This window comes from Brevibacillus sp. SAFN-007a, from assembly GCF_051967035.1.
Taxonomy (GTDB): Bacteria; Bacillota; Bacilli; order Brevibacillales; family Brevibacillaceae; genus Brevibacillus.
Map to the genome: position 1 here is coordinate 70,333 of NZ_JBQCKK010000001.1, position 25,453 is coordinate 95,785.

22 protein-coding genes and 1 other annotated feature are annotated in these 25,453 nt (G+C 56.0%); of the genes, 21 read left to right on the top strand and 1 reads right to left on the bottom strand.

Going from position 1 to position 25,453, the window contains the following annotated elements; translation table 11 throughout:
• Positions 1-30 precede the first annotated feature (30 nt).
• From ACTHO6_RS00340 to ACTHO6_RS00385, 10 genes are all read left to right on the top strand, one after another.
• On the top strand, positions 31-843 hold the full coding sequence (locus ACTHO6_RS00340; protein ID WP_440238184.1) for an alpha/beta fold hydrolase: 813 nt from the start codon (positions 31-33) through the stop codon (positions 841-843).
• 64 nt (positions 844-907) lie between these two features.
• The gene (locus tag ACTHO6_RS00345) at positions 908-2,782 is read left to right on the top strand and encodes a bifunctional metallophosphatase/5'-nucleotidase (RefSeq protein ID WP_440238185.1); all 1,875 of its coding nucleotides are present in this window, start codon (positions 908-910) and stop codon (positions 2,780-2,782) included.
• A 234-nt stretch (positions 2,783-3,016) separates the two neighbouring features.
• A complete protein-coding gene (locus ACTHO6_RS00350; RefSeq protein ID WP_440238187.1) occupies positions 3,017-3,568 on the top strand; it encodes an HAAS signaling domain-containing protein in 552 nt (183 codons plus the stop codon).
• A gap of 1 nt (position 3,569) precedes the next feature.
• Complete coding sequence (locus tag ACTHO6_RS00355) at positions 3,570-4,418, top strand: DUF4097 family beta strand repeat-containing protein (RefSeq protein WP_440238189.1); 849 nt, start codon at positions 3,570-3,572, stop codon at positions 4,416-4,418.
• Between the two features lie 139 nt (positions 4,419-4,557).
• On the top strand, positions 4,558-5,595 hold the full coding sequence (gene hemE / locus ACTHO6_RS00360; RefSeq protein ID WP_440238191.1) for a uroporphyrinogen decarboxylase: 1,038 nt from the start codon (positions 4,558-4,560) through the stop codon (positions 5,593-5,595).
• A 16-nt stretch (positions 5,596-5,611) separates the two neighbouring features.
• Positions 5,612-6,544, top strand: a complete 933-nt coding sequence (hemH, locus tag ACTHO6_RS00365) for a ferrochelatase (protein ID WP_440238193.1) — start codon at positions 5,612-5,614, stop codon at positions 6,542-6,544.
• Positions 6,545-6,556: 12 nt separating this feature from the next.
• Positions 6,557-7,966, top strand: coding sequence for a protoporphyrinogen oxidase (gene hemY / locus ACTHO6_RS00370; RefSeq protein ID WP_440238195.1), 1,410 nt, complete (start codon positions 6,557-6,559; stop codon positions 7,964-7,966).
• Positions 7,967-8,141: 175 nt separating this feature from the next.
• On the top strand, positions 8,142-9,608 hold the full coding sequence (locus ACTHO6_RS00375; RefSeq protein ID WP_440238197.1) for a LysM peptidoglycan-binding domain-containing protein: 1,467 nt from the start codon (positions 8,142-8,144) through the stop codon (positions 9,606-9,608).
• A gap of 14 nt (positions 9,609-9,622) precedes the next feature.
• On the top strand, positions 9,623-10,621 hold the full coding sequence (locus ACTHO6_RS00380) for a phosphotransferase (protein ID WP_440238199.1): 999 nt from the start codon (positions 9,623-9,625) through the stop codon (positions 10,619-10,621).
• Entirely contained in the window at positions 10,608-11,603 is a 996-nt protein-coding gene (locus ACTHO6_RS00385; protein WP_440238201.1) for a hypothetical protein, read from the top strand. The genes ACTHO6_RS00380 and ACTHO6_RS00385 overlap by 14 nt, the downstream gene beginning before the upstream one ends.
• A gap of 45 nt (positions 11,604-11,648) precedes the next feature.
• Here the strand turns inward: ACTHO6_RS00385 and ACTHO6_RS00390 are convergent, their stop codons facing one another.
• Positions 11,649-11,834 (bottom strand): hypothetical protein, encoded by a 186-nt coding sequence (locus tag ACTHO6_RS00390; protein WP_025847019.1) that lies wholly within the window; start codon positions 11,832-11,834, stop codon positions 11,649-11,651.
• Positions 11,835-12,017: 183 nt separating this feature from the next.
• Between ACTHO6_RS00390 and ACTHO6_RS00395 the strand changes: the two genes are divergently transcribed.
• The 11 genes from ACTHO6_RS00395 (at position 12,018) to radC (ending at position 25,444) form a co-directional block, all read left to right on the top strand.
• Positions 12,018-13,496, top strand: a complete 1,479-nt coding sequence (locus ACTHO6_RS00395) for a PP2C family protein-serine/threonine phosphatase (RefSeq protein ID WP_440238204.1) — start codon at positions 12,018-12,020, stop codon at positions 13,494-13,496.
• 15 nt (positions 13,497-13,511) lie between these two features.
• Positions 13,512-14,750 (top strand): ATP-binding protein, encoded by a 1,239-nt coding sequence (locus ACTHO6_RS00400; RefSeq protein WP_440238206.1) that lies wholly within the window; start codon positions 13,512-13,514, stop codon positions 14,748-14,750.
• A 106-nt stretch (positions 14,751-14,856) separates the two neighbouring features.
• Positions 14,857-15,207 (top strand): STAS domain-containing protein, encoded by a 351-nt coding sequence (locus ACTHO6_RS00405; RefSeq protein ID WP_440238208.1) that lies wholly within the window; start codon positions 14,857-14,859, stop codon positions 15,205-15,207.
• A gap of 33 nt (positions 15,208-15,240) precedes the next feature.
• Positions 15,241-15,484: a binding site (T-box leader), on the top strand.
• Positions 15,485-15,526: 42 nt separating this feature from the next.
• Positions 15,527-18,199, top strand: a complete 2,673-nt coding sequence (locus tag ACTHO6_RS00410; RefSeq protein ID WP_440238210.1) for a valine--tRNA ligase — start codon at positions 15,527-15,529, stop codon at positions 18,197-18,199.
• Between the two features lie 43 nt (positions 18,200-18,242).
• The gene (locus ACTHO6_RS00415; protein ID WP_440238212.1) at positions 18,243-19,616 is read left to right on the top strand and encodes a bifunctional folylpolyglutamate synthase/dihydrofolate synthase; all 1,374 of its coding nucleotides are present in this window, start codon (positions 18,243-18,245) and stop codon (positions 19,614-19,616) included.
• Position 19,617: 1 nt separating this feature from the next.
• Entirely contained in the window at positions 19,618-21,000 is a 1,383-nt protein-coding gene (gene murC, locus ACTHO6_RS00420; RefSeq protein WP_440238214.1) for a UDP-N-acetylmuramate--L-alanine ligase, read from the top strand.
• A 223-nt stretch (positions 21,001-21,223) separates the two neighbouring features.
• Complete coding sequence (locus ACTHO6_RS00425; protein WP_440238216.1) at positions 21,224-22,216, top strand: ketoacyl-ACP synthase III; 993 nt, start codon at positions 21,224-21,226, stop codon at positions 22,214-22,216.
• A 132-nt stretch (positions 22,217-22,348) separates the two neighbouring features.
• Positions 22,349-23,635, top strand: coding sequence for a hypothetical protein (locus tag ACTHO6_RS00430; RefSeq protein WP_440238218.1), 1,287 nt, complete (start codon positions 22,349-22,351; stop codon positions 23,633-23,635).
• 172 nt (positions 23,636-23,807) lie between these two features.
• Positions 23,808-24,047 carry a DUF4321 domain-containing protein gene (locus tag ACTHO6_RS00435; protein WP_440238220.1) on the top strand — a complete coding sequence of 80 codons (240 nt, stop codon included), beginning with the start codon at positions 23,808-23,810 and terminating at the stop codon, positions 24,045-24,047.
• 8 nt (positions 24,048-24,055) lie between these two features.
• Positions 24,056-24,646 (top strand): Maf family protein, encoded by a 591-nt coding sequence (locus ACTHO6_RS00440; RefSeq protein WP_440238222.1) that lies wholly within the window; start codon positions 24,056-24,058, stop codon positions 24,644-24,646.
• A 99-nt stretch (positions 24,647-24,745) separates the two neighbouring features.
• The gene (gene radC / locus ACTHO6_RS00445) at positions 24,746-25,444 is read left to right on the top strand and encodes a RadC family protein (protein WP_440238224.1); all 699 of its coding nucleotides are present in this window, start codon (positions 24,746-24,748) and stop codon (positions 25,442-25,444) included.
• The last annotated feature ends 9 nt before the right edge of the window (positions 25,445-25,453 follow it).

The window sequence follows — 25,453 nt, forward strand, 5'->3', positions numbered from 1 at the left end:
TGGAAAAAAAGCAGAAAGGAGCAAGTTCAAATGAAAAAAGAAGCACAACTGACAAATGGCATCAAACTCGCGTATGTGGAGGAAGGAACGGGAGAGACCATCGTCCTGCTGCATGGCTTTTGCGGCAGTCTGCATTACTGGGACAAGCTCGTGCCGCTGTTGGCCCGCTCGTACCGCGTGCTGGCCGTCGATTTGCGAGGCCACGGACATAGCTCCGCGCCTGACGAAGCGTACTCCATAGAGCGGTTTGCCGAAGACATTGCGCTCTGGGCAGAGGAAGTCGGGCTAGAAAAGTTCCATCTGTTCGGCCACTCGCTCGGTGGCTACATTACGCTCGCTTTCGCAGAAAACTACGCGGACAAGCTGCTCAGCTTCGGACTGGTTCATTCCACGCCCTATCCCGACGACGAAGCGGCCAAGGCCAATCGCGACAAAGGAGCCGACAGCATTCGCGAGAACGGCATGGAGCCGTTTATCAAGGCGCTCGTCCCCAAACTGTTCGCCCCGCAGCATGTCGCGTCGATGACAGCGGAAGTCCAGGCTGCCAAACAAATAGGCGTGGCGACCAGCCCGATCGGGGCGATCCGGACGCTTTCCGCCATGCGCGATCGAAAAGACCGCAACCACGTCTTGCAGGAGACGGCGCTGCCTGTGTTGTTGGTCGCAGGCGCAGAAGACCAGATCATCCCGGTCCCCAAAACGTTCGTGCTACAAAAAAGCAACGTGGTTCAAGCGCTTTTGCCTGATGCCGGACATATGGGGATGGTCGAAGCACCGCAACAATTGGCAGGGGCAATAGGCGATTTTGTCGAAAATATCAGGAAAAAGTCCCCATTGTTCTAGCAAATTTTGTTATAATGGAAGAGATATCCTATCATGTTTACATAGACGAGAGGGGAATTCGGGAATGAAAAAAGCACGTCGAATCATGATGACAGCGTTTGCATCTGTCGTATTTGCATCGCTCTTGTCTTCTTCCGCACTCGCGGCTCCGCTGCATCCTGTCCGGCACGTGGACTGGATGGTGAAAAAAGCGATTGTAACAGCTGGACAAAATGGCGACCTGGCGCTGGACCGCGCGGTTACGCTTGCAGAGGCGACGGTTGTTTTCTCCAAGCTCAAAGGCGCCCAAATCGGGGTGGCCGCAAAAGGCGCGCACTGGGCGACTCCTTATCTGGACTGGGCAAAAGCACAGGGCGCGGTAAGCCAGGACGACTTCAAAAATCCGGGCCAAGTGCTGACTTCCACCAAACTGGCGCAGGTGGCGGAAAAGCTGGGCTACAAAATCGCGCTCGACAAGAAAGCAAGCGTGACGCGCGGCGAATTTTTCCAGGCATTGGGTGATGCGGCTACAACCCATGTCACGATTGCCCATACGAACGATACGCACGGACACATTCAGGAAGACAAGGCCCAAAAAGAGTTCGGCTTCGCCAAAATCGCGACCTTGCTGAAGGAATGGCGTGCGGAAAACGACAACTTCCTCCTGCTGGACGCGGGTGATACGTTCCAGGGCACGATTTTCGTGAACCAGTTCAAGGGAGAGTCGGTCGTTCCTATCCTGAACAGCCTCGATTACAACGTCATGGCAGCGGGCAACCACGAGTTTGACTTCGGCTACGAGCAATTGCTCAAGCTGCGCGACCTGCTGGAGCATCCGGTCATTTCCGCGAACGTGTTCAAGGCAGATGGCAAAGAGCTGCTCTTGCCAACCTTCCAGGCGGAGATCGGCGGCAAAAAGTTTGCGTTTGTCGGCCTCGTAGCCGAAGACACGCCGGTGCTGACTCACCCTGACAACGTCAAGGGCCTGACCTTCAAGAACCCGGTCGAAGTAGCGAAAGCCGTTGTCCCTGAACTGAAAAAACAAGTAGATCACGTCATCGTCGTTTCCCACGTCGGGGTGGACGTCGACCGCGAAATCGCGAAAAACGTACCTGGCATCGACCTGATCGTTGGCGGTCACTCCCACACCCCGCTGAAAGGGCCTGAACTGGTCAACGGCACCTATATCGTACAGGACTGGGAGTACGGCAAATCGCTGGGACGCGCTGACCTGTACTATCTGGGCAAAGAACTGGTAGCATTCAGCGGCGGTCTGAAAGAATACGATGAGACCGTCGTGGCAGACCCGGAAATTGACAAAATGGTTCAGGAGATTGTGAAAAAAATTGATACGGTCATGAACGTGGTGATTGCGAAAACCGAGGTTCCGCTCGATGGCGACCGCACGCTGGTTCGGGCGAAGGAAACCAATGTCGGCAACCTGATTGCCGATATCATGCTGGAGCGCACCCAGTCCATCAAAGGATACGAAGCGGATGTAGCGCTGGCAAACGGCGGCGGTATCCGCACGCAGCTTCCGGCTGGCGACATCACGAAGAAAGATTTGTACACCCTGCTCCCGTTCGAAAACAATACGCTTTCCATTGTGGAAGTGACGGGAGAAGAGCTGAAGCAGGCGCTGGAAAACGGCGTAAGCCAGGTGGAAACAGGCGCGGGACGCTTTCCGCAAATCAGCGGCATGAGCTTTACGTACAACCCGACCAAGCCTGTCGGCGAGCGCGTTCTGGAAGTAAAGGTAGGCGACAAGCCGCTTGATTTGACCAAAACGTACAAAGTCGCGACCATCGACTTTTTGGCAGCAGGCGGAGACGGCTACGAATCGTTCAAAAAGCCGTTCTTCAATACAGGCTTGTCCATGTACAGCATCGTGGAAGAAGCGCTGATGAAACAGAAAGTAGTCAATCCGAAAACAGAAGGCCGCATCGTCGAAGTGAAATAAGCGTGCCCGCAGGAAAAAGGACAGGGACAAAACAGCTCCCTGTCCTTTTGCATCAGAAAGTACCTTGCGATATCCAGTACCTGTTTGGTAAGCTGTGACACGGGTGAAGGACATGGACGTACAGTTGAAAAAAGAAGTCCTGGCGCTGCGTTTGCTCGCCTGGACAACAATTTCGCGGGGAGTGGCGAATCTTCCATCGCGGCGTCAACGAGATGATCGAGGAGGGACTGGGAGATGACAAGGCGTGAATTTATGGACGAGCTGGGTGCGCTGCTTGGCGATTTGCCGGACAAGGAGCGTCTGGACATTCTCGCCGATTATACGGAGCATTTTTTGATCGGGATCAAGCAGGGAAAAAGCGAACAGGAAATAGCCGACAGCCTGGGCAGTCCCCAAGCGTTGGCGCGCGAGCTGCTCGCAGGCTACCGGATCGACCAGGCGCAATCGAATGCGTCCGTGGGCAATATGTCCAGGGCGATCATAGCCACCATCAGCCTGGGCTTTTTCAACCTCGTGTTTGTCCTGGGGCCGTTGCTCGGGCTGGTTGGCGTATTGATCGCCTGTTACGCGATCTCCCTCTCGCTTTTGGTGGCGCCGTTCGGCATTTTACTGGAGTACGGAGTTCCCGCGCCGTCCCAGGAGCGGCTTCTGCTTTTGTTCGGAAGTCTGGTTTCAGTCGGGCTGGGAGGAATGCTGGCGGCAGGCTTGCTGCGTTTGAGCAGGTGGCTGTACCGTCTATTCCTGAAATACCTCCAGTTTAACGTGCAGATGATTAGGGGGAAATAAGATGGGGAATGGGGGAAAGAAGCTGTTCGGCATAAGCTTGCTGCTGTTCGTCGTGGGGGTGTGCGGTCTCGTCTGGCTGTTCTCCAAGCAGGAGTACTTCGCGTTTTCCCTAAAGAAAATCGAGGAGCAGCGTACGATCGAGCAGCCATTCCAGTCGGTGGTCGTAGAGGCGGGAACAGCGGATCTGGTCATGATGCCTACGACAGCGGCACAAGCGACTGTGCGCTTGACGGGTGAACTATCGGAGCAGCAGAAGGAGTGGCTACAGCTGACGAGCGAGGTCACGGCGGACGGAACGTTGCGCGTACAGGTGCAGGAAAAGCTGCATGTGACGCTGTTTTATCCGGGCAGTGGGGAGTTGAAGCTGGAGATCAGGCTGCCGGAAAAAGCGTACGAGAGCATTCGGCTGGAGACGGCGACGGGAGATATCACAAGCGGAGCGCTCACAGCGAAAACGGGGGAAGTATTTTCCGACACCGGCGATGTGGAGTTGACCGGGTATGCGGGAGAACGCCTGGAGGTGCAGACAGATACGGGCGATGTGAAGCTTGCCGATATTCGGGCGAGACTGGACATCGACAGCTCCACTGGCCAAATCGACAAGTTGGTTTTACCCGAGCTGACGCACGATGTAACGATTCGCACGGACACGGGCGATGTGCGGATTTTGGTGGAAAAGCAGCCGGAAGCCGCGCAACTGGAGCTGGAATCCGATACGGGAGACATCGAGGTCAACTGGGCGCCTCTCTCCTATGCGAAAAAAGAGGAGCGCAGCATCGAGGCTTCCATCGGGACAGCGGGTCCCAAGCTGTCCGTGAAGAGTTCTACCGGAGATATCCGCATTCAATAGAAGAAGTTTGGCAACAATGATGGATAGGATTGGAAATGGGCGAAACGAAAAGATTTTGACACAAAAGAGTCATTCCTTGTCGAATAGCCAGTGGTATCATATGGAGGGGATAGATTATTGTGCAAAGAGAGGTTTATTCATGACTTCCAAACCGTTTAACGATACGTTTCTGAAAGCATGCCGCGGCGAGGCGACAGAGCATGTCCCTGTCTGGTACATGCGCCAGGCCGGACGCTATCAGCCCGAATACCGCGCCATTCGCGCGAAGTATAGCTTTTTTGAGATGAACTACATACCGGAAGTATGCGCGGAAGTGACGCGGTTGCCCGTAGAGCAGCTGGGCGTGGATGCTGCGATTCTGTTTGCCGATATCATGACGCCGTTAAAACCGATTGGCGTCGACGTAAACATCGAGTCGGGCATCGGACCCGTGATCGGCAATCCGATTGAATCGTTGGCAGATGTAGAGCGCCTGCTCGACCTGGAGCCGGAGACGCATGTGCCGTATATTTTGGAATCGATCAAGCTGTTGCGCGAGCAGCTGTCTGTCCCGCTGATCGGCTTTGCGGGAGCGCCGTTCACGCTCGCCAGCTACATGATCGAAGGCGGCCCTTCCAAGCATTATCACAAGACCAAAGCGTTCATGTACACCGCACCTGCTGCGTGGCAGGCTCTGATGGAAAAGCTCGGCGACATGACGATCACTTACTTGAAGGCACAGATCAAGGCGGGAGCCCAAGCGGTTCAGGTGTTCGATTCCTGGGTTGGCGCGTTGAACGACGAAGATTATCGCGAGTACATAACGCCTGTCATGACGCGAATTTTCCAAGCGCTGAAAGAAACCGGCGTGCCGACGATCTATTTCGGAATCGGGGCGGGCCATCTTCTGCCGGATTGGAACCGCTTGCCTGTCGATGTGATCGGCCTCGACTGGCGCACCTCGATTACGACTGCGCGCAACATGGGCGTGACCAAGACGTTGCAGGGCAACCTCGACCCGACGCTGCTGCTGGCTCCGTGGGAGAAGCTCGAAGCCAAAGCGAAAGCCATTCTCGACGAAGGCACGAAACAGCCGGGATTCATTTTCAATCTGGGGCACGGTGTATTCCCTGACGCCAAGGTAGAAACGCTGCAAAAATTGACCGCGTTCATCCATCGCTACAAAAGGGACGTGTGAGCAGGAGGGGAAAAAGATGGCAAAGCCAAAAACGGGGCTTTTGTTGATGGCGTATGGAACGCCGCGCAGTCCGGAAGAAATTGAGCCGTACTACACGCACATTCGCCGTGGCCGCAAGCCGCCGCAAGAGCTGCTCGACGACCTGAGAGCGCGCTACGAGGCGGTAGATGGCCTGAACCGGTTTGCCGACATTACGGACGAGCAGGTGCGCGCGCTGGAGCGGGAAATGAATCAGCGCTATCCGGATCGGGAGTTTGTCGGCTATCTGGGGCTCAAGCATATCGCGCCGTTCGTGGAGGACGCGGTGGAACAAATGAAGCGCGACGGAATTACCGAGGCGATCAGCCTGGTGCTTGCTCCGCATTACTCCAGCTACAGCGTCAAAGAGTACAACAGGAGAGCTTGTGAGCATTCCGAAGCGATCGGCGGACCGAAAATCGAGAGCATCGACAGCTGGTATTTGGAGCCGGGCTTCATTGGGTACTGGGCACAAGCGATTGGGGACACGCTTGCCGCGATGCCAGCTGAAGAACGCGAACAAGCCGTCGTCATTTTCTCTGCGCACAGCCTCCCGGAGAAAATCCTGAAGGCCGCAGACCCGTATCCACAGCAACTGGAGGATACGGCCAAGCTGATCGCCGAGCAGGCGGGCATTGAGCGCTACGCCATCGGCTGGCAGAGCGCCGGCAACACGCCGGAGCCGTGGCTTGGCCCTGACGTCCAGGATTTGACGAGAGAGCTGTACCAGACGCATGGCTACCGTTCCTTTGTCTACTGTCCGGTCGGCTTCGTAGCGGAGCATCTGGAGGTTTTGTACGATAACGATATCGAATGCAAGGCAGTGACGGAAGAGCTGGGTGTTCAGTACCATCGTCCCCCGATGCCTAACGCCAGACCTGCGTTTATCTCCTGTCTGGCTGATGCCATCGGGAAAAAGCTGTCGAAGTAGGGGATGGATTGCATGAACGAGAAAGCTTGTCATGTAACGATTGTGGGCGGCGGCATCACCGGATTGACCGCTGCTTTTTACTTGCAAAAGGAGATCGAGGCGAAGCGCCTGCCGATCCGCTTCCAACTGATCGAGGCGGAGGACCGTCTGGGCGGCAAAATCAGGACGTGGCGGCATGAAGGCTTCGTCATCGAGCTGGGGCCGGATTCCTTTTTGGAGCGGAAAACAAGTGCAGGAGAGCTGGCGGCTGACCTCGGGCTAGCCGATGAGCTTGTCCGCAACAGTACAGGGCAGGCGTACATCTGGCACAAGGATCGGTTGATGGCGATTCCGGAAGGGGCCGTGATGGGCGTGCCGACCCGGCTGATGCCTTTTGTGACGACCGATCTGATTTCCTGGCCGGGAAAAATCCGCGCAGCACTCGATCTGGTGTTGCCTGCTTCCAAAGGGAACGAAGATGTTTCCGTGGGAGAGTTATTCCGGCGCAGGCTTGGCGATGAGGTCATTGACAACCTGATCCAGCCGCTTCTGTCCGGCGTCTACTCCGGCGATCTCGACAACCTCAGCTTGCTCGCGAGCTTCCCGCAGTTCGCGCAAATGGAAAAACAGCACCGCAGCCTGATTTTGGCGATGAAGCATTCCCGCCCGCCGGCGAAGACACCGGACAAGCCAAAAGGCATTTTCCTGACGCTGGCCAACGGCTTGCAATCGCTCGTGGAAGCGATCGAGAAAAGCTTGCCTAGTGAAGTCGTGCTGAAAAACAGCGGGGTAGCCAAGCTGGAAAAGCAGGCGAACGGCACGTACACGCTCGTTTTGACAAACGGACAGGTAATCGAGACGGACGCCGTTTTGTTTACGGTGCCGCATGCGGTCTCGGAGCCTTTGCTCAGACCGTATGCCAGCGTGCCTGCTCTTCCCGCCGCCAAGCCGCATATGGTCGCGACGATTGCGATGGCCTTTTCCGAGAGCGGGATTGAACTGGGGAGGGAAGGGACAGGCTTCATCGTGCCGCGGCACTCTGGCGCGACGATTACGGCCTGCACGTGGGCCCATCGCAAATGGCCGCACATGGCGCCGAAAAACAAAGCGCTTTTGCGCAGCTTTGTGGGGAGAGCGACAGAACAGGCGTTCATGCAGATGACCGATGAGGAGATTGTAGAGGTCGTGCTGCGCGATTTGCGCAAAATCATGACGATTCGCGAGCAGCCCGAATTTTATCGGGTGACGCGTCTTTCCAATGCCATCCCGTACGTAGTCGGCCACCAGGCTTGGGTGCGGGATGTGAGGCAGAAGCTGCAAGCGAACCTGCCGCGGGTGTTGGTGGCAGGCGCCTCCTATGATGGAGTCGGCGTGCCAGATTGTATCGCGCAAGGAAAAAAGGCCGTTTCGGAATTGATCGCATCTTTGCAACCGGGGAGATAACCCCGGTTTTTCCTTTTTTCGGTGCTAAACCGCTCGTCCTGTCCATATAGTATAGGGAAATGTCCTGCACTTGGTCGACAAGAGGCTGATTGTCTTGCGTATCGACCTTGGCGCAACAAGGCGTTGCCCAAAAACAGCTTGGCAAAGCCAAGTTTTCGAAAAAGGAGGAGCACGAATGGCGTTACAGGATGGGCTGCTTTCGTTTGCCATCAAGGAGACCATTTTCCTCTCATCCGATAGAGCCGGGATCGGCGAGTTGCAAGAGCTGGAATTGGTACCCGATGTCGAGGTTTTAGAAAATGATTCCTACGTCTCCATCACCGGCTGCTTGCAGTTGATAGGAAAATACGAGCCGATCAGGGAGGCCGCAGAAGCGAACGGCGGCGGGACGGAAACCTTGGTTGAGGCTGTCACTTTTCCGCCATTTCGCCAGGAGGTGTCGGAGGAGGGGACGTATGGCTGGGAGGAACAAATCGGCCATCGCATCCCGTTGAACATTACCATTCCGTTGGATCGGATTGCGGAAATCGGCGATATTTACGCCATTGTGGACAGCTTTGACTACAAGCTGGAATCGCCGCATCAAATGCTGATTGACGCCGACCTGAAAATTATGGGGATTCTCCTTGGCGAGAATCAGGCGCAGCCGGCTTCCGCCCATCAGGAGTCAGCGGAGGGGGCGCAGACCTGGGAGTATGCCCATGTGGCGGACGAGACGCCGCAAACGTACGCCGCGCCTTCTTCCCTGGACGATATCGAGGAAAAGTTGACCGCTTTGGAGGAAGAGTTGAAGCGGCAAGCCTTGCCGACGTCCTACGATTCGCCTGAAGCGCCTTCCGTATTCGACGCCCCTGCGATCGCCTACAACCGGCAGGAGGAGTACCAGCAGCAATACGGGGAAGTGCAGGAGCCGTACGGCGAGGTCCAGGAGCTGGCCAGGAGCGAGTCGCAGCAGCCCTGGATCGCGAATCCTGCCTCCTACGGGTCAGATGGGCAGGCAGAGGCCCAGTACGATTCCCCGGCGTACGATGCGCTTGCCTATCGCGACCTTCAGACGACAGAGCCTGTCAACAGGCAGCCGGAAACAGAGGAGCCGACTCTGGCCATTCACGAAAAGGACGATGTGGATTACGCGCGGGTCGCTACCGAGCCAGCCGATTCTGCGTCTCCTTACGAAGCGGAGCAGGTGCAGGAAGTGCATGCGGAAGGCGAGGAAGAAGCGGCAGAGCCGGTCGTCGCGCAGCCGGAAGTGACGGAGGAGACAGAGCTCAAGGTAGCCATCTCCGGCAAGGCATCCCGCGAAGAGCGAAGCAATGTCAATATTACGTCCATTTTCTCGCAAGCCACTCGCGCCAAGCAGGACGCGCAGGCCAGCGAGGCGGACTCTTCGTCCGGCTCTTCTCGGCACAGCGCGGCTGTCAGCACCAGTCCGGCGACCATGGAGGCGGTGCAAAATCTCACTTCCTTTGTGCGGCGCAAGGAAGAGAGTACGAGTCAGCTGAAAGTGTGCATCATCCAGCGCGATGAGACGCTGGAGCATATTTCCCAGCGCTATTCGCTGCCCGTTTCCAAAATCGTGGAAGTGAACAGGCTGGCTTCCGAGCAGGTTGTCGCGGGACAGATTTTGTACATCCCACAATAAAGGAGTGGGGGACCGTGGATAAGATCGATCTCTCCGAAGTGTGCCAGCATTATCGAGCGCGCGTGATCCGTATCACGCCGCTCGATGACTGCTATTTACTGGAGACTAACCGGGGCCCCAAGGAACTCCACGTCTGGCCGCGTGTGGATGTGATGCGCTGGTCGTTTGCCTGGCGCGAGCGATTGGCTCGTCAGGGGTTTCGCGCAGTGGAAAGGTTTATTCGGACGCGGGACACCAAGCCGTTTCTCGTGGTGGGCAAGCGCGGTGTCACCATGACCGATCACGTCCGGCATATCGAAGCCTGCGAGCCTCGCGCCGAACTCGCCCGAAGCTGCGGAAGAGTCATCGCGATGATGCATCTGTCCCAGCAGGAGAGTCCGCTTCTCTCCGGCGCGGATTACTTGAAGCAGGAGCAAATCGCTGCCGATGCAAAGTGGACGCGGGCCAAGGCTTTTGCAGAAGCGTTCCGCAGCAAATACGGACGCGAGCCGGGAGAAAATAGGTGGGTAGCCGAGCTGATGCAGCCGATGCTCAAGCGAATGGAACGTTCCTCGGCCATGCTCTCGCATGAGAGTGTGACGCCAGATACGGTCAGCGTATCGCACCGGGAATTGCAGCGGGACAATTGGGGCATGGTGAAGGGCGAGCTTTACTTGCGCGGCTTTTTCCGGCCAGCTTTGTCCGTGCAGCAGCGGGATGTGGCGAGCTTTTTGCGGGATCACTACCTGACGCACAAAGACATCAGCCAGATCGATGCCTTTTTGGACGGCTACGAGGAGGTCAAGCCGCTTAGCTACAGTGACTATACCTTGCTGCTTGCCTTTATGGCTCGTCCCCGGGAAGTATTCCGAAGCATCGAAGCCTATACGAAGCGGGTGGCAGGCAAGGAAGAGGCTTCCGTCAAAGCGATTGAGCAGGCCCTGCGCATTCAGGAGTCTGTCGACCAGTTGCTCCAGCATATTGCCTACCGGGCAGAGCAATCGAGGAGGGAGGGAGTACATGAGCCGCTATGAGGACATTTATCCGTTGTTCCAGGAGTACGACATGTACGCGCAAAGCATCGAGCTTTTGAAGGAACCGAACGTGTACAAGGCGGCGACTCCCTATGGCTCCTACGTCTGCAAACGGTCCAATATGCCTGCCAAGCGGCTGATTTTCGTAAGCGACATGCTGCGCCAGCTACAGCAGCGAGGCTGGGACGGGGCGGTTCCGTTTACGTACACGAAATTCGACGATCCGTTTGTGGCGCTCGGGGACTCCTTGTACTATGTGACCCCGTGGCAGCCGGGAAACGAGGAGTGGAAGGAACAGCCGTTGGCCTGGGCTACCCCGGCGATCGAGCGGCTCGCGGAACTTCACCACCTGACGCAAAATTACCGGTTTGACGACCCGCGCCAGGTGGAGCCGCTGATCGATTCGCTCTTGCATCGCTGGCAGTATTGGCAAAACCAGATGGAAAAAGCGGCTGAGGTAGCGGGAGGACGGCAGTACCCGTCTCCGTTTGATCTGGTGTTTTTGGCCAACAAAGGGTTTATTACGGAAATGAGCCAGACAGCGACGGAGCTGTTGACGGACTGGAAGGAGCGGCACGAGACACATGCGCATTTTCGCTTGTCGCTGATTCACGGCTATCCGCACCCGGCCCATATCGTGCCGGATCGTCAAGGCAAGGGAAAGCTGCTCAATTTTGATCGGGCCAGCTTCGATACGCCTGTGCGCGACCTCACGCTGTTTTACCGGACGTATTTTCAACTGGCGGGAGATGAAGCAGGCGCTTCCCAGCTGTATCATCGCTATGCAGCCATCTTCCCGTTGCGGCCGGAGGAAATCGAGCTGCTGGCATCGTTTCTCTCGTATCCGGAGCGAATCATGAGAGACATCGACATCTATTACTACAATCGCCGGGATTGGAGCGAACTGTACGCGGTGAAGCGCCTGGAAAAAGATATGGACCGCCTGATGCGTCTGCATCGCTGGGTCCAGCAAGCCTTTTAACGAGCAACGTCTCACAAGGTGGGGCGTTGCTTTTTGTCTGTTGCATTACAACCACTCCAGGACGATGGCGACGTACAGGACGGCGAGCAGGCCGAGCAGAATGACGTCAAACGAGGTGGGAAACAGGACGGTGCGGATGAACTGAAAAATCATCAACGGGATCAGCACTTGCTTGCATCCATATTTGATTCGCAGGTAGGTAGGATTATACTTCCAGCGAAAATTCATCATCGTACATCACCTCATTTCAGCATATGCGAGGTTTCCTGGGACAGTGCCTATATTTCCTGCGGACAAACGCCGCTTCACCCTACGGGGATTTTCGCTCGGTCACGGGCGACACAGGTTTGAGAAGGGGAGGAAACGGGAACGTATAGGGCAGGAAGGCCAGGACGAACTTGTAAAGGTGAGCAGATGATCTGGAAAATAGCACTCTACTTGTCTGGAATCGGTGTAGGAGTGTATGTGCTGTCCGGGATGCCGTACGATGCGAAAGGAGGATTGGCGATTGCCATTGCGTGCATGAGTGCTTGGGCATATGTATACAATCGGGACAACCGCCAGCTGATGAGGGAGACGCTGTCGTCGGTCAGCACGCTTGAATCCAGGCTGACTCAGCAGCTTGCCCGCACGGAGTGGATGAATCGGCAATTGGCGCATGTCGCAGAGCTGAAGCAGCGTTATGAGGAACTTTTGATTGCCAGCAACAAAATCAGCGTGAGCGACGTCCATTACGATAGGATTCATCAAGTAACCAGTGAGCTTGCAGACGCCTGGTTTGGCAAAATCCATACGCTTGTGTATTTAGGCATCAGCTGGGAGTCCGAACAGGGGGATGTCTATTTTCGCATCGAACGAGGCAAAAGGGACGATCACGCTGCGGTGCAGTTGATCGAGGAGCGCGTTGTCGTCTCGGAGCAATGGGATACGGCAAAAACGCCGCGTTACGTCCGGCTGGTCGCGCAAACCGCCATCGACGCGTACGTCATGGAGACAAAAGAACTGGAACAATCTTTTTTTCAGTTGCTGCTCGTGAATGTGCGGGGGCTGATTTTGCGGTGTCTGCATGAGCATCAGTCGACAGAGCTGAAGGAGCTTGAACGGGAGATGGGCCTCGCCCGCAGAATCCAGTCGATGCTGATTCCGAAAGAGGAATGGCAGGTGAACGGCCTGCGCGCGAGGACGGTTTACGTTCCCGTCACGTACGTAGGAGGAGACTACGTCGATTTCGTGCAGATCAATGAGCGCTACACCTGTTTTATCGTGGCGGACGTATCGGGACACGGTTTGCCGGCGAGCATTTGGGCGACGGGAATTCGGATTGCGGTTCGGGCCGTTTTGCAGACGAGCTCGGCCCCGGAGGACATTTTGCAGCGGCTGAACCGGCTTTTGTACGCCGATCTGGCGAAAACCCGCTCGTATATTACCATGCTGGTCGCCGTCTACGACGCAGCGGACCACCGGTTGCTCCTTGCCAGGGCAGGTCATCCGCAGCCGCTCTATTTGTCTGCCACCCAAAAAAACGTGCTTCGCTGTCGGGGCGGGGTAGGACTAGGGCTTTTGGCCGATAGCACCTATCAACGGGAGGAAGTACCCTTAACAGAGGAAGGGATCTTGCTGCTCTACACCGATGGATTGCTGGATACCGGAAGAAAAGAGGTGCAGCGCAGCTCTCACGGCCTTCTCGAAGATCTGGCCGCCTTGCTGGACGAGCCAGACAAGCAGGGGACGATGGAGCGCGTTGAATCGTATCTGTGGGCGAAGACGCGCCAAGGCCAGCAAGCAGATGACATTTCCGTTTTGATTTTGCAGTTTCAGTCCGGTTCGCATGCTGGACCACGGAGAATGGAAACTCCTGCACTGATGGGAGTACCCGAGCTGAAGCGCCCGTGAATAGGAGGATGAACGGTGATTCTGTGTGAACAGTGTCCGGACAATCCCGCTTGTCGCACCTGTCTTCTTGAGCTCCGTTCCGGCGGGTCTGCCCAGAAAGTGCTGCCGCCCCGCAAGGTGAAGGTGACGGAGCTTGCGACAATGGAAACAAGTCAAGCCCAATTGATAGCCGTCAGCCGGACAGCTATCGGCCTGCTAAGTCCGGCCAAACCGTTGCATGGACGCCTGGAGGTCGAGCTCGCTTTCGATTTTCGCATTATCGGCAGCGGGCTGCAGGGAATCAACGGTGTTTCTTACTATGTCGTGGATATCGAAAAGGTATTGCGCAAGCAAGAAGTGCTGGAGCGGTTGCTTCTGGAAGAGTTTCATACGTGGCATCTGCACAGCGAGCTTGACCCGACAGACGTATTGCATCGTTGGCAGAATCAGGATGACGAGCGAGGACGTCTCATCAAGCAGGAGCTGCAAAAGCTGTCGATCCTGCGCCAGATCGAGACGATTTTTCTGTATCTGTTTGACGATGGCAAAGTACGTCCGCTTGGCTCGAACCGCGCGGACCCCGATATCGAGGCAGAAATGCGGCGGCTGATGGGCGAGGCGATCATCCACGGCAGCTCGTTGCGGGAGCAGATTGTCAGTCGCGACGGGAAAAAAGTATTTGAAATGTACGCGTCGATCTTGCCGGACAAAACGTGTGGGATTGCGCTGATTGATGTGACGGTTGCCATCGCGGAAGAACGCAGAAGAAAGCGGCGCGAGTGGGAAATATACAGAGATATTCTCGGGGTGGCCACCTCGGGCAAGCTGTTGCTGCTCAGCGACGAGGAGCTGTTTATTTTGCTGCGCGAAGGATACAAATCGCTTGCGATGGACGTCCAAAGACCGGAGGATTTGGCTTTGCTCAGGAGTGCGTTCAAGCGCAAGCTGGAGCCGCTGGGATTTGTCGCCAATCGCTTTTTGCACTTTTTGGTAGCCGTCAACGAGGCCGCCTCGAATACGCTCAAGCACGGCAGCGGGGGAACGATCACGCTCTATATTGCCCACGATCAACGGCTCTGCCGGGTGGTGATTCACGATCAGGGCCAGGGGATTTTGCTGGAGGATTTGCCGCGCGCGACGCTGCAGCAAGGATTTTCCACGCGCAATTCCATGGGAGCGGGCTTTCACGTCATGCTGCAATACTGCGACCGAATCTATTTGAGCAGCACGGCGGCAGGAACGAAGCTGATCCTGGAGTGTGCGCTGTCAAGCTGATGAACATTGGGGAAAATGCCAAATGTTTGCAAGCGGGATGAAGCGGGTAACATGAGGGAGAGAGACAAAATCAGGTGACCCAATACCTATTGAGAGGAGTTTGAGCATGGACTACCGAGCAACAGAGACGAACGGGCAGGCTACGCTGTTTTTCGCCGGAGAGCTGGACATGGCGGTGGGAGATCGAGTGGGTGAATTGCTCCAGCAGTACGGGGGACGCAATCATTCCGTTACCGTCGATTTTCAAGGTGTATCCTTTGTGGATTCTTCCGGTATTGGAAGTCTGTATTTTACTACAAAAGAACTGCTTGCTTCCGGAAAACAGGTAGAGATTGTCAATGTCCGCGAAGAAATTCTCGATATTTTAAGCGTACTCGGCTTCACGGAGGCGCTTGGCATCACGGTGGGAAAAGCGGACGAAACCGGGTTTGACGCGAAACAGCGTGATTGTATATAATAAACAAAGGCAACGATATCACAACTGCATATCGGATCAATGATGATCGGGAAGAGTAGGTCAGGACCCCTTTGCAGAGAGGAGAATCAGTTGCTGGAAGATTCTCTAAGGAGAGCCGGACTGAAGGTCGCCCGGGAGTTGTTTTTGGTGAACACGATGTGTCTAGCCGAAAGCGGTTCGCAGCCGTTATCTTGTTTGAGGGAACATACGCCGGGCTTTTCCAGCCGTATGTATGTTAACAAAGGTGGTACCGCGAAATAATCCTTTCGTCCTTTGGATGAAGGGTTTTTTTATTTTTCCTAGAGGAGGAAGCCTACCCATGTCAACTCAGCCAACAACCGACATCGACCAATTGCTGCCGAAGAACTACGACCCGAAGGCAGCCGAAAGCAAATGGTATCCGTACTGGATCGAAAAGCAATTTTTCAAAGCGGAACGCGACCCGGCGAAGCGTCCGTTCACGATCGTCATCCCGCCTCCGAACGTAACGGGCAAGCTGCACTTGGGCCATGCGCTCGATACGACGCTGCAAGACATCATTACCCGCGCGAAGCGGATGCAAGGCTACAGCACGCTGTTTTTGCCTGGGATGGACCACGCCGGGATCGCCACGCAAGCTCGCGTAGAAGCGACATTGCGCGAAGAAGGCATCTCTCGCCATGATCTCGGACGCGACAAGTTCATCGAAAAAGTATGGGAATGGAAGCACATTTACGCTTCGCATATCCGCGAGCAGTGGGAGAAGCTGGGTCTTGCGCTGGATTACTCCCGCGAGCGTTTTACGATGGATGAAGGCTTGTCCAAAGCCGTGCGCGAAGTATTCGTTCGCCTGTACGAAAAAGGGCTGATTTATCGCGGGAACCGCATTATCAACTGGGACCCGGTTGCCCGTACCGCCCTGTCCGATATCGAAGTGATTTACAAGGAAGTAAAAGGCGCTCTGCACCATATGCGCTATCCGCTCGCGGACGGCACCGGCTACATCGAGGTGGCGACGACCCGTCCGGAAACGATGCTGGGCGATACGGCTGTCGCCGTCCATCCGGAAGACGAGCGCTACAAGCACCTGATCGGAAAAACCGTGATTTTGCCGATTGTCGGTCGCGAAATTCCGATTGTCGCGGATACGTACGTCGATCCTGAGTTTGGCTCCGGGGCGGTAAAAATCACGCCAGCGCACGATCCGAACGACTTCGAGCTGGGACTGCGCCACCAACTGCCGCAAATCGTCGTCATGGACGAGACTGGCACGATGAACGAGCAGGCAGGCATCTACAAAGGACTGGACCGTTTTGCCTGCCGCAAGCAAATCATCAAAGACCTGACCGAGCAAGGCGTCATGTTCAAGATCGAGGAGCACATCCACCAGGTAGGTCACAGCGAGCGCAGCGACGCTGTCGTAGAGCCGTATTTGTCTACGCAGTGGTTCGTGAAAATGCAGCCGTTGGCCGACCTCGCGCTGGCCAACGCCAACAGTGAAGAGAGCGTCAAATTCGTTCCGGAGCGCTTCAAGACCAACTACCTGCGCTGGATCGAGAACATTCGCGACTGGTGCATTTCCCGCCAGCTCTGGTGGGGCCATCGGATTCCTGCCTGGTACTGCCAGGAGTGCGGCGAGACAATCGTATCCCGCGAAGATGTCACCGAATGTCCGAGCTGCCACAGCCACAAGCTGGAGCAGGACAATGACGTGCTCGATACCTGGTTCTCCTCTGGTCTGTGGCCGTTCTCCACGCTCGGCTGGCCGGAAGAGACCGAGGACATGAAGTATTTCTATCCGACCAACGTCCTCGTAACCGGCTACGACATCATTTTCTTCTGGGTGGCGCGCATGATGTTCTCCGGTCTGGAATTCACCGGAAAAAGCCCGTTTGAATCCGTATTGATTCACGGCATTATCCGCGACTCCGAAGGCCGCAAAATGTCCAAGTCGCTCGGAAATGGCGTCGATCCGATGGAGGTCATCGAAAAATACGGCGCGGATGCCCTTCGCTTCACACTGGCGACGGGCAATTCGCCAGGGAACGACCAACGCTTTTACTGGGAAAAAGTCGAGGCAAACCGCAACTTCGCCAACAAGATCTGGAACGCCTCGCGCTTTGCCCTGATGAACCTGAGCGGATTTACGTACGACGATATCGATCTCAGCGGCGAGCTGTCCACCCCGGACAAGTGGATTCTCTCCCGTCTGCAAGCGACCATCGCCGATGTGACGCGCCTGACCGACGCGTTTGAATTCGGAGAAGCGGGCCGCATCCTGTACAACTTCATCTGGGATGACCTGTGCGACTGGTACATCGAGATGGCGAAGCTGCCGCTGTACGGCAGCGACGAAGCCGCGAAAAAGACGACGCAATCCGTGCTCGTGACCGTGCTGGATCAAACGCTCAAGCTGCTCCATCCGTTCATGCCGTTCATCACCGAGGAAATTTGGCAGGCCTTGCCGCATCAAGGCGAGAGCATTACCGTAGCTCCTTGGCCGACGGTGAACGACCAATGGATTTTTACCGAGGCAGAGAGCGAGATGACCATGTTGATGGAAATTATCCGCAGCGTGCGCAATATCCGTGCAGAAGTCAACGTGCCGATGTCGAAGAAAATCGAGCTGCTGATTAAACCAAGCGATGCGACCTCCGCGGCTCGCCTGGCGCGCGGCGAAGAGTACATTGCCCGCTTCTGCAATCCGGAGACGCTCACGATCAGCGAGGAGCTGGCCATCCCGGAAAAGGCGATGTCTGCCGTTGTGACGGGAGCGGAGCTGTTCTTGCCGCTGGCTGGCTTGATCGACATCGAGCAGGAGCTGAAGCGCCTGGAAAAAGAGCTGGCTACGCTGCACGGCGAAGTGGAGCGGATTGAGAAGAAGCTGAACAATCCCGGCTTTATGGCGAAAGCGCCAGAGAAGGTCGTGGAAGAAGAAAAGGCGAAAATGGCTGACTACATGGAAAAACGGGATAAGGTCATCGCTCGCCTTGCCGAACTGAAGGGCGAATGATCCGCCGTACCCACGCATATTTTTGAGAATGGAGCATTTTGGTATGCATGCAGAAGCACAATTTGTTGAATACAAAGAGGCGCTCGACTGGCTGCATGGACTGCTTCGCTTTGGTCAGCGGCCCGGGCTTGAGAGAATGCAGTGGGCACTTGCGCAACTGGACCATCCGGAACGGAGAATTCCGTTCATCCATGTGGCAGGCACCAATGGAAAAGGTTCAACGTGCGCGTTCCTGACGCACATGCTGATGGAGGCCGGCTACAGTGTCGGTACATTCACCTCGCCTTATCTGGTAGATTTTCGCGAGCGCATTCGCTACAACGGGAGCATGATCGAGGAAGCCGATTTTCTCCGGTTGGCCAATGAGGTCAAGCTCGTAGTCGAGCGCTGCGAGCGCGAGACGGCATATGGCTCGCTTACGGAGTTCGAAGTCATCACGCTGATCGCCATTCTCTATTTTTCGAGAGTGGCGAGACCGGCTGTCGTCGTCTGGGAGACGGGGCTGGGGGGACGCTTGGATTCGACCAATGTCGTGCTGCCGCTCGTTTCCGTTATCACAAATATTGGCATGGACCATACACAGGTGTTGGGCGATACTCTGGAGGAGATTGCCCGTGAAAAAGCTGGCATCATCAAGCCGGGCGTACCTGTCGTCACGGGCGAGACCCGCCCGGAAATACTCGCTGTGTTCAAGGAGCGGGCTGTCGAGACGAAGAGTACCGTATACAGCCTGCAGGAGCATTTCTTTGTCGAACAGCTCGAAGAAAAGCTGGGGCAGCAGCGGATTCGCTACCACAGCATTCATCGGCGCGAGGAAGCAACCTATCGCTTGACCCTGAACGGCATTCATCAAACGACAAATGCAGCGGTCGCGTTGATGACCATTGATGTCTTGCGCAACTATTTCTCTTTCCTGCTGGAGGAAGAAGAAATATCCCGTGGTTTGCAACAAACACGCTGGCCTGGTCGTCTAGAAGTCGTCTCGCCAAGACCGCTTGTGATCTTGGACGGGGCACACAACCAGGAGGGAATGGAAGCACTCGCCAATAGCCTGGAGCGGCTTTTGCCGGAAGAGGCAGGGCTGCACCTGCTGTTTTCCGGATTGGCTGATAAGCCGCTTTCCGCGATGGCAAAAGCGCTTGCGCCCGTGAAGGCGAAAATCAAGTCGCTGAACGTGACATCATTTGACTTTCCGCGTGCAGCAGAGGCAAGCGTGCTACGCGAGGCGTTTTTGCAAGGCGGATGGGCGGAGGAAACCCTCGAAACCGTTCCGGACTGGCGAGCGTTTCTCCTTTCTTGGATGCGGGAGAAGCAATCAGCGAAAGCGGATGACTGGTTGGTCGTCTGCGGTTCGCTCTACTTCATCGCCCAAGTACGCGCATTCTTTCCGACTACAGTAGAAGAGGCAGGTGAATAGGGTGGATCAGGCTAGGCACGTCCACTTTGTGGGCATCGGCGGATATGGCATGAGCGCCATTGCCCGCGTCTTGATCGACCTTGGATACAAGGTAACCGGCTCCGATGTCGCCATGAACGAATTGGCGAAGAAGCTGGAAGCGAGAGGGGCGGTCGTTCATATCGGCCACAACGCTGCCCACGTGGAGGGAGCAGACATCATTGTTTACTCGACCAGCATCCCCAAGGACAACCCGGAGGTCGTCGCAGCGGAAGCGAAGGGAATCCCGGTCATGCACCGCTCCCAGATGCTCGCCCGCATCTTGAACGAACGAACAGGGGTAGCCGTTGCCGGAGCGCACGGCAAGACGACCACGACCTCCATGATTTCGCATGTGCTGGAAGAGTGCGGGGTAGACCCGACCTTCATCATTGGCGGAGAGCTGATGAATGCGGGCACGAATGCCAAGGCAGGGACGAGTGATTTTGTCATTGCGGAAGCGGACGAGAGCGATGGCTCCTTTTTGGAATACAGACCGATGTACGAGATTGTGACCAGCATCGAGCCGGACCATCTGGAGCACTTCGGTGGCGATTTCAACAATTTGAAACAGGCGTACGTTCAGTTTTTGAGCCATCTGAAGCCGGGGGGCAAAGCGATTTTGTGCATCGACGATTCGCATGTGCGCGAAGTGATGTCTTCTGTCGCAAGCACGGTAGTAACGTATGCGATCGATCCGGCTTTTGTGCCGCAGGCCGAGTTTCGCGCCGTCTCGATCGAGTGCGGAGATCGCCGCAGCACATGTCAGGTGTACCATCGGGATCAACTGCTTGGGACGCTCGCGCTTACCGTTCCGGGCAAGCACAATATCGCCAACGCGCTGGCGGCGATCATCGTCTGCCTGGATGCGGGGCTTACGTTTGAACAGATTGCCCATGCCCTGACTACCTTCCGGGGAGCGAAGCGCCGATTCCAGATCATCGGAGAGGCGCGCGACATACTCGTGGTGGACGATTACGCACACCATCCGACGGAGATCATCGCGACGTTGAACGGAGCCAAGGCGTCCGGCCGGCGGGTCATCGCCGTTTTCCAGCCGCAGCGCTACACGCGGACGTATTTTTTGATGGATGAGTTTAGCCGCGCGTTTTCGCAGGCGGACGAAGTCATCATTACGGATATTTACTCCCCGGCTGGCGAAGCCAAAATCGAAGGGGTAAGCTCCGAGGTGCTGGTTGAAAAAATCCGCACCAACAGCCATCCGCGCGCGCAGTACATTCCGACCAAGGAACAGATGCAGGAGCAGCTGGTCAAAGAATTGCAAGCTGGCGACCTGGTGCTGACTATGGGCGCGGGAGACATTTGGAAGTCCGCTTACTGGCTGGCAGAAAAGCTGGAAAAATAAAAGCAGCACGCGTTTCTGCAAGAAGAAAGACTTGGTTCGAAATTGGAGCCAAGTCTTTTTTTTTTATACAGATATGAATGGATAAGGATGACCCCGTATTAGAAGGCTTGGGTCAAAGGCTTGGCGCAGCCACGCTTTCCATGTGGTAAAATAAAAATTAGTATCAGGTATTAATATCTGGTGATATAATGTAGTCACAAACAAGCGGAGGTGATGATTCGATATGGTGAATACAAATGTAACTTCTTCCCGGATCACGGCGATCGGCACCTATGTGCCAAGCGGTGTGCTGCGCAATGCCGATCTGGAAAAGATGGTGGAGACATCCGACGAATGGATTGTGCAGCGAACGGGCATCCACGAACGGCGCATTGCAGCAAAAGATGAGTTTACAAGCGATTTGGCGATTGCGGCCGTAGAGAACATGGCCGCTGCCTATGGCAAAAATCTCACAGACGTCGACTTGATCCTCGTGGCCACGAGCACGCCGGATTTTCCGTTTCCGAGCGTCGCCAGCCAAATCCAGGCTCATTTCGGCATCGCGCTGGCGGGCGCCATGGATCTTTCCGCCACATGTGCTGGGTTTACGTACGCGCTGCACACCGCGAACGCGATGATCGCCTCCGGGCTGCACCGCAAAGTGCTGGTGGTGGCAGCCGAAACGCTTTCCAAGGTGACCGACTACACCGACCGCACGACCTGCATCCTGTTTGGCGATGGAGCGGGTGCAGTGCTGGTGGAAGCCGACCCGGACGCTCCCGGTTTTCTCGCCGCCTATTTAGGCTCGAAGGGAGACGGCGGCATTCACGTCTACCGCTCGGGGCTTGCGACGAGCATGGATGGCAGAGCGCTTGCGGGGAACGGCTGTATCGTGCAAAATGGCAGAGAAGTGTACAAGTGGGCGGTCACAACGGTACCGGCAGGCATGCAGGAGGTTGTGAGCCGCGCGGGCATGACGCTGGATGAGGTGGACTGGTTTATTCCGCACAGCGCCAATTTGCGCATGATCGAATCGATTTGCGAGCGCAGCGGCTTTCCGCTCGAAAAGACATTGTACAGCTTGGCCTACTACGGCAATACATCGGCGGCTACCATCCCGCTTGCGCTCGAACTGGGCATCGAGCAGGGCAAGGTCAAAGCCGGAGACAACATTTTGCTGTACGGCTTCGGCGGGGGACTCGTCCACGCCGGACTGCTTGTGACCTGGCAGCCGTAAGCTTGTTTCGCAGAGCGGCTTTGTGCCGTGCCGTGCGGCCATTTGGCCATTTGCTAGATTTGCTAGAACAACAGTCATAACCCGTCCCGGCCAGGCGTAAGCTAGTACAAAGAGCCTGCAAGCTGGGAGGGCATGAGCGTGAACGGAGACAAGAAAAATCATGTAACAGTCAAAATGAACGGCAGGTTTTGGGATGAAAAGCGCGAGACAGGCAAGCAGGAGGCGAGCGTGAAGCGCACGCCCAAAGACGATACGCCACGGGTAAACATTCAGGGGCCGCCGATCTCTTTTCCCGGCGTCCTTCCTCCGAAAAAGGAACATGACGCCTGGGAACGAATGATGCAGCTGAGAGGGGCCGCCCAGAGGGAAACGAGCAGAGAGCCGGGGCCGATTCTGGGCGATGCGCCCGAACCCGAAGCGATGCCGCAACAGGAGGAGCTTTTCGCGGCTTACAGCAGCTCCGGTAACAATCCGGCCAAACGCTTTCTGGCTTTTTGGCCGAAAACCCCCATGTGGCGCACGGCGCTGACGACAGGAGGAGCAGTCGCGATCGGGCTGCTATTCGGCTTCTTGGTGCTGTCGGTGTTCACGCAGAAGGAATTTTCGCAATCGTACGGATCGTTTTTGAGCGACACCGTACAGACGCTGACGGCATCCGATGCAAAAGGCGGACAGGAGACGCCTGCTGGCCCCGGTTCGTCCGAGGCAGCCGCTGGCGCAGGGACAGCAAACGGAAAAGGTCCGGCTGTCGCGGAGCAAAAGGTATCCTTGCAAATGCCGCCGATCAGCATGTTCGTCGCCCAGGCAGGCGTGTTTCAGCCGGACGCCTCGCCGCAGTCTGCGGTGGAGCCGCTGGCGAAAGCGGGAATCCCGCACCTGTTATACAAGGATGGCGGCAAGCAGTACATGTTCGCAGCCGCAGCGCCGACGCGAGACGCCGTATTGGGCTTTGCCGCCAGCCTGAAAAACAAAGGGATGGATGTATACGTCAAGGAGTTTGCTTTTCCTGCCTTCCAGGGAGCCGTTCCGGTGAGCAAGGCAGCTGCGGCCGCAGAAGGGCCGAATGTGCAGGCGTTCTTCGACAACGGCGTGAAGCTGGCGCAGGCGCTCTCTGCCCAGTCCGGCCTGATTATTACAGCCGGACAACTCTCTGCCTCCGCGCAGGAGACGGCTGACCTGAAAGAATGGCATCGCCAATTTCTGGAGGAAAGCCGACTGATTCAGGTGCAGGATGCGTGGAAGCCGCTGTTCGAAGGGATGGTCAACGGAATCAATCAGGCGTTGGCGGCCCGCGACAAGATGGCGGAAGCGAGCGCCGGAAAAAAAGGGGGAAGCGCCGAATCGTACGCATGGCAAGTACAGGCGGGCGTGCTCGGATATTGGGAGAGCTACGCAAGCTGGGTGCAGCTGGCCCGCTGAAACGGATAAGCGAGTGCCGATCAGGCTTCCGCAAGATTTCTTGCAGGAGGCCTTTTCTTTTTATACAGTAACTACCAGGAGCAATCAGGGATTGTTTCACCCCTTCCCATTTGCTAAACTTATGGTTGGCAAAAAGAGAATCCCTTCATAAAAAGGGAGTTGGGAACAAGGAATGGGGAAAGAAACGCTTACGCTCGTGTTTCTACTGGTGAGTGGTCTTTTGGGCGGTAGCATCGTCGGGGAAATTCTCGGTCCCTGGGTGCCTTTTCTGACCAAAAGCGAAATGATTAGATGGTCACCTGCGGCAGATTTAGAAATTTTGAAGTACGACCTGAACTTTCAGGTCAAACTAAATCTAGCCAGTATCGGGGGGCTTGCCCTCGCGTTTTGGATACATCGACGGATAAAGTAGGTTGAAACATGACGACAGAAAAACACGACACGCTCATTCTAGCTTCATCATCGCCTCGCCGACGAGAGCTGCTACAGGCGCTGGGTATTCCGTTTACGGTCATGACCAGCGATGCGGACGAGACGACGGCGCCTCATCTAACTGCCGAGCAAGTGGTAGAGGAGTTGTCCTTGCGCAAGGCAAAGGCAGTAGCCGATCGCCTGTCGGAAGGTCTCGTGCTCGGTTCGGACACGGTTGTCGTACTGGATGGACAGATTTTGGGCAAGCCTGTAGACGAAGCGGACGCGTTTCGCATGCTGTCCATGCTCCAGGGGCGAGAGCATACCGTGTATACCGGCGTGGCCCTGGTGGATGTAGCGACTGGACGCACAGAAGTGGCGCACAGCCACACGGATGTGAGAATTCGTCCGCTGAGCGAAGCAGAGATCAAGTCGTACATTGCAACGAAAGAGCCGATGGACAAAGCGGGTTCTTATGCGATTCAAGGGATTGGAGCGACAATCGTGGAGGGGATAACCGGGGATTACTTTACGGTGGTCGGCCTTCCGCTTGGTTTGACCTCCAACCTGCTGGCGCGTTTCGGAATGCCCGTTTTGTAGGAAAGCTGCGCTTGCGTGCAAACGACAACGGCCAACCGCCTCACGACCTACTTCCTGTCAGCCGTTGACGATCATGAGATAGGTGGGAGGCGGCGAGAAATGGCAGTAAATACCTGTAACAAAACAGACGTCAAAAACGTCCCTTACTATGACCGTCCACGTGAACGACTGCTTCGCGAAGGAGCGGTCCATCTGTCTGATACAGAGCTTCTTGCCATTTTGCTTAGGACAGGCAGTGAGCAGGAGTCAGTCTATCAGTTGGCTCAGCGCTTGCTAGCCAAATTCGGCGACCTGCGTGGATTGGCGCAAGCCTCTCATGCTGAGCTGAGAGAAGTGAAAGGGATCGGCCCGGTAAAAGCGGTGGAACTGCATGCGGCCTTTGAACTCGGTCGCAGAATGGTTGGCGTACCGCGGCAAGGGCGCCCCTCCATTCGTCTGCCTCGCGATGTGGCTGACCTGATGTCGCCTGAACTTGCTCATTTGACACAGGAGCACTTTGTTTGTCTGTTTCTAAATACGAAAAACCACGTGATTGGCAAGCAGACTATTTTTGTAGGCAGTCTGGACGCTTCCATCGTGCATCCGAGAGAAGTCTTCAAAGAAGCGATCCGTCGCAGCAGCGCATCGGTCATTTGCCTACATAACCATCCAAGTGGGGATCCGACACCTAGCAGGGAAGATATCGCGATCACGCACACGCTGCGGGAAGCGGGGGAACTGGTAGGGATTTCCTTGTTGGATCATGTGATTATCGGGGATGGCAGGTACGTCAGCTTGAAAGAGCAAGGGTACATGTAGGCTGTAACA

Bases quoted from the DNA above. Each gene is read 5' to 3' on its own strand.
- ACTHO6_RS00340 (WP_440238184.1), top strand. From the start codon at position 31: ATGAAAAAAGAAGCACAACTGACAAATGGCATCAAACTCGCGTATGTG.
- ACTHO6_RS00345 (WP_440238185.1), top strand. From the start codon at position 908: ATGAAAAAAGCACGTCGAATCATGATGACAGCGTTTGCATCTGTCGTA.
- ACTHO6_RS00350 (WP_440238187.1), top strand. From the start codon at position 3,017: ATGACAAGGCGTGAATTTATGGACGAGCTGGGTGCGCTGCTTGGCGAT.
- ACTHO6_RS00355 (WP_440238189.1), top strand. From the start codon at position 3,570: ATGGGGAATGGGGGAAAGAAGCTGTTCGGCATAAGCTTGCTGCTGTTC.
- hemE (WP_440238191.1), top strand. From the start codon at position 4,558: ATGACTTCCAAACCGTTTAACGATACGTTTCTGAAAGCATGCCGCGGC.
- hemH (WP_440238193.1), top strand. From the start codon at position 5,612: ATGGCAAAGCCAAAAACGGGGCTTTTGTTGATGGCGTATGGAACGCCG.
- hemY (WP_440238195.1), top strand. From the start codon at position 6,557: ATGAACGAGAAAGCTTGTCATGTAACGATTGTGGGCGGCGGCATCACC.
- ACTHO6_RS00375 (WP_440238197.1), top strand. From the start codon at position 8,142: ATGGCGTTACAGGATGGGCTGCTTTCGTTTGCCATCAAGGAGACCATT.
- ACTHO6_RS00385 (WP_440238201.1), top strand. From the start codon at position 10,608: ATGAGCCGCTATGAGGACATTTATCCGTTGTTCCAGGAGTACGACATG.
- ACTHO6_RS00390 (WP_025847019.1), bottom strand. From the start codon at position 11,834: ATGATGAATTTTCGCTGGAAGTATAATCCTACCTACCTGCGAATCAAA.
- ACTHO6_RS00395 (WP_440238204.1), top strand. From the start codon at position 12,018: ATGATCTGGAAAATAGCACTCTACTTGTCTGGAATCGGTGTAGGAGTG.
- ACTHO6_RS00405 (WP_440238208.1), top strand. From the start codon at position 14,857: ATGGACTACCGAGCAACAGAGACGAACGGGCAGGCTACGCTGTTTTTC.
- ACTHO6_RS00410 (WP_440238210.1), top strand. From the start codon at position 15,527: ATGTCAACTCAGCCAACAACCGACATCGACCAATTGCTGCCGAAGAAC.
- ACTHO6_RS00415 (WP_440238212.1), top strand. From the start codon at position 18,243: ATGCATGCAGAAGCACAATTTGTTGAATACAAAGAGGCGCTCGACTGG.
- ACTHO6_RS00425 (WP_440238216.1), top strand. From the start codon at position 21,224: ATGGTGAATACAAATGTAACTTCTTCCCGGATCACGGCGATCGGCACC.
- ACTHO6_RS00430 (WP_440238218.1), top strand. From the start codon at position 22,349: ATGAGCGTGAACGGAGACAAGAAAAATCATGTAACAGTCAAAATGAAC.
- ACTHO6_RS00435 (WP_440238220.1), top strand. From the start codon at position 23,808: ATGGGGAAAGAAACGCTTACGCTCGTGTTTCTACTGGTGAGTGGTCTT.
- ACTHO6_RS00440 (WP_440238222.1), top strand. From the start codon at position 24,056: ATGACGACAGAAAAACACGACACGCTCATTCTAGCTTCATCATCGCCT.
- radC (WP_440238224.1), top strand. From the start codon at position 24,746: ATGGCAGTAAATACCTGTAACAAAACAGACGTCAAAAACGTCCCTTAC.